Below are 5,977 nucleotides of genomic sequence, written 5' to 3'. Positions count from 1 at the left end.
ACTGTGCCTGAAATAGCATCTGGCTGGGTCAATTCCTGATGAAAAACCCGGGTCAGTTCTCAGTGAAAATCAACAGAATAACATTTTCGGGAACTATAAAGTGAGTATTTCTTGCGGCAACCCACCATTTATCTCAGTCTCAGTTACTTGGCCGATAACATTCAATTACGGAGACTATTTAAAATATGCAATTAATAACATAAAGCATATTTTTTCTAATGCCGGCGCACGAGATAATGAAGATACAACAGTAAACTCTGTTATAATCCCAATTTTACATAAAGTGTTAGATTTTCAGGAGAGTGGGTATTTAAGGCAGACATACAGCGCACGTGAAGGAGGTGGCTCCTATAAGACGGATTTTTCTGATATTGAAGGCGGAAAGCGCTTCGTTATCGAATGCAAGAAAATGGGGCAAAACCTGTTAACGGTATCGAATTCTGATAAATCTTTTACTTCTTCAATTGATCAGGCAATAAAATATCTGGATCATTATAAATCTAATTTCTCTGTAGTAACTAATGGGTTTCAGTGGATTTGCTTCAAAAAGTTTTTTCATGACTTTCAAGACGGTTATGGAAAAGTTGAGTGTCTAGCGGGTTTGAGGTTTAGGCTTGATAGTACAATTGTGGAAAATAATGGAGTAGCATTAAGAAATTTTATTGGGCTGCTTAATTTCAGAAGCTTGGTCGGAATCGCTAACAGCGAGATGCATGTCATTGCTTCGGAGTGCAGTGCTTTTTCTGACGCGCTAAGCGTCAATAATAGACGAGTTTTTATCACAGATTTTGGTGGCGGACCACTAAAAGGACCTGGCGTAGGATTTAATCAATGGCCACCTAAGAGCAAGAGAAAAAGTTTTTGACAAATTCATTCTATATTTAAAAATAATAAAATGTTTATTTGTACTGAAATATACTATTTTGAATGATTGGTTATTTTTTTACTCATTAAACAAGGATATCAATAATTATACGATAAAATTCGTTTTTATTTTTTGGAATCTACAACCCGTTAAGCCCGCTATATGAAAAACTTTTTAAGTCATTGGATGTCGTGGAAGAAGGCGATAACCGACATTACAATGAAGGGCGCGGGACGGAGATTGTCCCCGCGTTGTAAAACCAGACTAGCAACTCACACCGACGTGGTTCATTGTTTATGTGATGAATCCGTTTCGTTCGCCCGATAACGACCTTCACCTGTCGCATGCCCTCATCCTGAAGGCCGCGCTGCTGACGATCGGCTATATTGAGAAACACGGCCCGATCGGCCTCACGCCCAGCAAGGCGCTGAAACGCTATTTTGTCACATGGGCCGCCGAGGCATTTGACTGGCCAGCCTATACGGTCGAAGACCTCTATGCCGTCAACAAAGTCCTCAATGAACACGATTTCCCGCCGCTGGTGATCCTGCATGAGGTTCTGCTCAGTGCAAAGCTCGCACGGCATTTCAAGGGAACCCTGCGGCTGACCGACCTGGCGAGAAAGCTCCAATCGGAGCCCGCCCGGCTCTGGATGCTGTTAACGACCCATCTCCTCTTTGTCGTTGACCACAACCCTTACACCCGAAACGATGAACCACTGTTCGGCAACTGGGATATCTTTCTCAACGTCATCAATATCGAAGCCCAGGTTGCCGTCACCGAAGAGCGGCTGTGTTCGGTTCTCTACGGGGACGAGGAAGAGGATATCCGTCGCCGGGATTTCAAGCTGACCGCCAGTCTTTACGTCCATGTCCTGCGACCGCTGTGCTGGGCAGGACTGCTCAACGAGCACCGAACAGGCACCGGCTTCAGCAGACGGGATTTCTATACCAAAACGCCCTTATGGCCGGCCGCTCTCAAACTTGAGACGGATCGACACCTGCACCCGGCGACCCGTCACTGACCACCACCGGCCGCCAACCCCGGATGCGCGTTACAACGCGCTGTGCTCAGATACAGTCTCGTCCAATACGAAAGGCGGCTCCCGGAGACCGGAAGCCGCCCATGATATTCATCGACAGATCTCACTCGGCTGCGACCGCATCATGCCTATCGGTCATACGCGCCGCCCCTTCATCCCTTTCAGTTCGCTCCGGCACGTTCGCCGTCCGCAGAGCCTCGGGCAGCCAGCCGGCGCCCTCAAGCAGCCTTTCGGCCGCCTGTGCCATGTCGTTCTTTTTCAGATGTACAATACGCTCGACTGCCTCAGTTCCCCGCGCCTCGCGCACGGCTGCAAGGATGCGCGCCTTGGTAACGCGGCCGAGATAATTCTCCACCGTTGGCTGCCAGCCCGCCTCGGCCAGGTCGAGCCTGAGCGCCGTGGCGAGGCGGTCGGCGCGGGTCAGCCGCTCCCTGACGCTGCGTGCCAGAGACGGACCATGGGACGCTTCATGCAGCGCGTTGATCCCGAAAGACAGGCAATGCGCCAGCAGGGCCAGACGGCTGGTGTCGTCCAGCCCATTGATCCAGCGCCACAGGGCGTCTTCGTCGTCCGGCAGATCGTGCTTCCAGCCTTCGTTGCGCTGGCGCAGCGCGTGAGCCGGCAGGCTGCCCGGCATGTCGGGAGAATGAACCGGAAGGGAAATTTCCCGGACATAGGCTTCCAGGCAGTCCGCACCCGAGACCTGCCAGTAGATATCGCGCACCAGTGTATGCAGGAATTCGGTCAGCGCGATATGCGGATTGCCGGCAAACGCATCCCGCAGCGCCAGCGTCCGCCAGGCCGTCAGTTCGGTCAGCAGACGGTCGGACAACGGTTTCAGCCCGTCGTCCTCTTCGGGCTCGGTATCGAAGGTATCTTCTGTCCCAATTCCTTCGACATCGTCACCTGTGCCGTGATGAACGATCGCGTCATCATATCCCTCAGACTCATCGTGACCATCCTCAGCCTCCGCCAGCATATCCTCGGGCAGAACGAAGCCCCGCTCGACCAGCAACGTGCCGTCGGTATCCAGGCTGACAAAAGCACCGGCTCGCTGCATGTCCACCGGATCGAAGAACACAGGGCGTTCTTCCAGCGCCTCGATGGCCTGCTCGATTTCACCGAGGCGCGCATCGACTTCCTCCGGGAACTCATCGGCCTGCGCGTATTCCGCCTCGATCGTTTCCTGCTCGCTGTGCAGAGCGCTCAGACGCGCGGCTTCTTCTTCCGAAAGCGCAACGGGCGTCCCGTCGATCTCCACGAAGTCCCGCGTGTGACCCCAGGGGAAGGACAACGCCGTCTCGACCCATTTCCAGCCCTCGGCGCGGATATCCTCTGCAGCAGTATGCAGCTTTTCCATCACCAGCCGGTCCAGAATGGCGGGATCCTGCAGCCAGCCGCCATCGTCTGCCTCGAACAGGTCACGCATGACGGGACCGCCAGCGGCAAGATAGGCCTCCAGCCCGACGAAGCGCACGCGGCGATCTGATGCCCGCACGGTCTTCTCTGTCAGCATACGACGGATCAGATAGGGCTCGCGGTTATGGCTCTGGGCAATAATCTCCCAGACCTGTTCCTGACGGGTGTGGTCATCGCTGATCGAGAAGGCCATCAACTGGTCGAGCTTCATGCCATCCTGCTCGTAGATCTCGAGCAGTTTATCGGACACAGTCATCAGCCGCAGACGCTGTTTGACCACGGCAGGCACGACGAAAAACGCGGCAGCGATTTCTTCCTCGGACATGCCCTTCTCCAGCATGTCACGAAAGGCGCGAAACTGGTCCAGCGGATGCAGCGCGACCCGCTGCACATTCTCGGCCAGGGAATCATCCTCGGCGAGAATGGCCGATCCGGCCTCACGCACGATGCAGGGCACAGGGGCGGTCTTCACCAGTTTCTTCTGCTTCACCAGCAGTTCAAGGGCGCGAAACCGGCGACCACCGGCCGGTACCTCATAGACCCCGGTTTCTGCCCCCTCCCCGTTCAGAACAGGACGAACGTTCAGGCTCTGGAGCAGCCCACGACGTTCGATATCGTGGGCGAGTTCCTCGATCGATAGGCCGGCCTTCACACGCCGCACGTTGGACTGCGACAGCACCAGCTTGTTGAAAGGAATATCACGGGACGCATTGAGGGCGATTTTCTGGATGGCGCTCGCCATGGCGGGACACTCCGTGACGGACGGGCGGAAGCCTCTCTTCCACCCCCGAATCCGTCGCGAAAACCCCACTTCCCTCTTCCTCTCTTCCGGCCCCACCAGACGCCGGATCGCTTCCACGGAATCGCACGGACACGGCTTTACGGAAGCTATATCTGCCTCAGTGCATCCGCGAGTCGATGCGTTTCACGGCACAATGCGACTATTATAGTCGCAACATCACCATCTTGTGATAGTGCCGACCATGTTAGCCGCGAATGTTCGCGCGTATCCCTAAGCCCTCTCTGCACGGCGCATCTCCCTGTTCCCGTGTGTTTTTCTGTTCACGCATCTCCGGTCCGACCTCCACAGTGCTGTCAGAACCACTCACAGGTCCATGCAGAAAGGACGGGAAGATGGCACGCCAACGCGATACGATAGCGGGCAAGGTGCGGCTCGTTCTCGACGCCCCGGACGCCAACGTGACACCATTACGCAGTGGAGCCGATCCGCGGCTGGTCAGTCTGGTCCGGCTTCTGGCCCGTCAGGCCGCACGGGATTTCGTCAACGCTGAAGTGGAGGCCGCGAGGCGACGCGATCTTCAGGATTAGGGAGATGGGATTGTGAAAGTCGCGCTGTACGCCCGCTATTCGTCCGACAACCAGCGCGATGCGTCGATCGAGGACCAGTTGCGCCTCTGCCGGCTTCACGCCGAAAAGCAGGGCTGGACGATCGTCGACAGTTATACCGACCGGGCGATCTCCGGTGCCTCCCTGCTCCGCCCTGGTATTCAGGAACTGATCCAGGACGCTACGCGCGGTCGCTTCACGATCATCGTGGCCGAAGCCATGGACCGGCTGTCGCGCGACCAGGAAGATATCGCCGGCCTGTTCAAACGGATGACGTTCGCCGGCGTGCGGATCATCACTCTCTCCGAGGGCGACGTCACCCATCTGCATATCGGCCTCAAGGGCACCATGAACGCCCTGTTCCTCAAAGACCTCGCCGAGAAGGTTCGTCGCGGCCTGCGCGGACGCGTCGAGGACGGCAAATCCGGCGGCGGCAACTCTTATGGTTATGATGTCGTGCGCCAGTTCGATGCGAAAGGCGAGCGCATCCGGGGCGACCGGACCATCAACGAGGAAGAAGCCCGTACGGTCAGACGCATCTTCACCGATTACACACGCGGCAAGTCCTCGCGCACGATCGCCATGGAACTGAACCGCGACGGCGTTCCCGGCCCTCAGGGCCGCGAATGGGGACCATCCACCATTCACGGCAATCGGGAACGCGGCACAGGCATCCTGAATAATGAGATGTATGTCGGCCGTCTGGTCTGGAACCGGCTGCGATATCTGAAAGATCCCGATACCGGCAAGCGCGTCTCGCGCCTCAATCCTGAATCCGAATGGGTGATTCAGGAGGTGCCGGAGTTGCGGATTATCGAGCAGGATCTATGGGATGCCGTGAAGGCGCGCCAGGCCGAAACAACCTTCAGCCAGCCGGAACGGGGCAACGAAGCCCTCAATGACCGGCGCCGTCCGCGCCACCTCTTTGCCGGCCTGATCCGCTGTGGGTGCTGTGGCGGCGGCTACAGCATGATCTCGAAAGATCTGCTGGGCTGCTCGACGGCCCGCAACAAGGGCACCTGCGACAACCGCCTCAACATTCGTCGCGACGCATTGGAGGCCTCGGTTTTGAGTGGGCTGCGCACGCACCTGATGGAACCGGACCTGTTCAGGGAATTCTGCAACGAGTTCACCCGCGAGGTGAACCGGCTACGCATGGAACTTGGTGCCGATCTCGCAGCAATGCGGAATGAAATTCCTCGCATCGACAGAGAACTGGATAAACTGCTGAATCTTATCCTTGCCTCAGATGACATTGAGGCATCCAAGCGGGTCATGAAAAAAATGACGACGCTCGAAGCCCG

5 protein-coding genes are annotated in these 5,977 nt (G+C 56.2%); 4 read left to right on the top strand and 1 reads right to left on the bottom strand.

The window, feature by feature from the left end; all coding sequences use genetic code 11:
- Positions 1-100 precede the first annotated feature (100 nt).
- Positions 101-865, top strand: a complete 765-nt coding sequence (locus AB2L51_RS14855; RefSeq protein WP_395583013.1) for a hypothetical protein — start codon at positions 101-103, stop codon at positions 863-865.
- A 301-nt stretch (positions 866-1,166) separates the two neighbouring features.
- Complete coding sequence (locus tag AB2L51_RS14850; protein ID WP_395583014.1) at positions 1,167-1,889, top strand: hypothetical protein; 723 nt, start codon at positions 1,167-1,169, stop codon at positions 1,887-1,889.
- Positions 1,890-2,010: 121 nt separating this feature from the next.
- Here AB2L51_RS14850 and AB2L51_RS14845 read toward each other — a convergent pair whose 3' ends face one another.
- On the bottom strand, positions 2,011-4,068 hold the full coding sequence (locus tag AB2L51_RS14845) for a ParB/RepB/Spo0J family partition protein (RefSeq protein ID WP_395583012.1): 2,058 nt from the start codon (positions 4,066-4,068) through the stop codon (positions 2,011-2,013).
- Positions 4,069-4,460: 392 nt separating this feature from the next.
- Between AB2L51_RS14845 and AB2L51_RS14840 the strand changes: the two genes are divergently transcribed.
- Complete coding sequence (locus tag AB2L51_RS14840; RefSeq protein ID WP_061470276.1) at positions 4,461-4,655, top strand: hypothetical protein; 195 nt, start codon at positions 4,461-4,463, stop codon at positions 4,653-4,655.
- A 12-nt stretch (positions 4,656-4,667) separates the two neighbouring features.
- On the top strand, positions 4,668-5,977 hold a 1,310-nt coding region (locus tag AB2L51_RS14835; RefSeq protein WP_395583011.1), incomplete at its 3' end, for a recombinase family protein.

It is taken from the genome of Acetobacter fabarum, assembly GCF_040702925.2.
GTDB classification, from domain to species: Bacteria; Pseudomonadota; Alphaproteobacteria; order Acetobacterales; family Acetobacteraceae; genus Acetobacter; species Acetobacter fabarum_B.
This window is presented reverse-complemented; position numbering and strand designations above follow the sequence as displayed.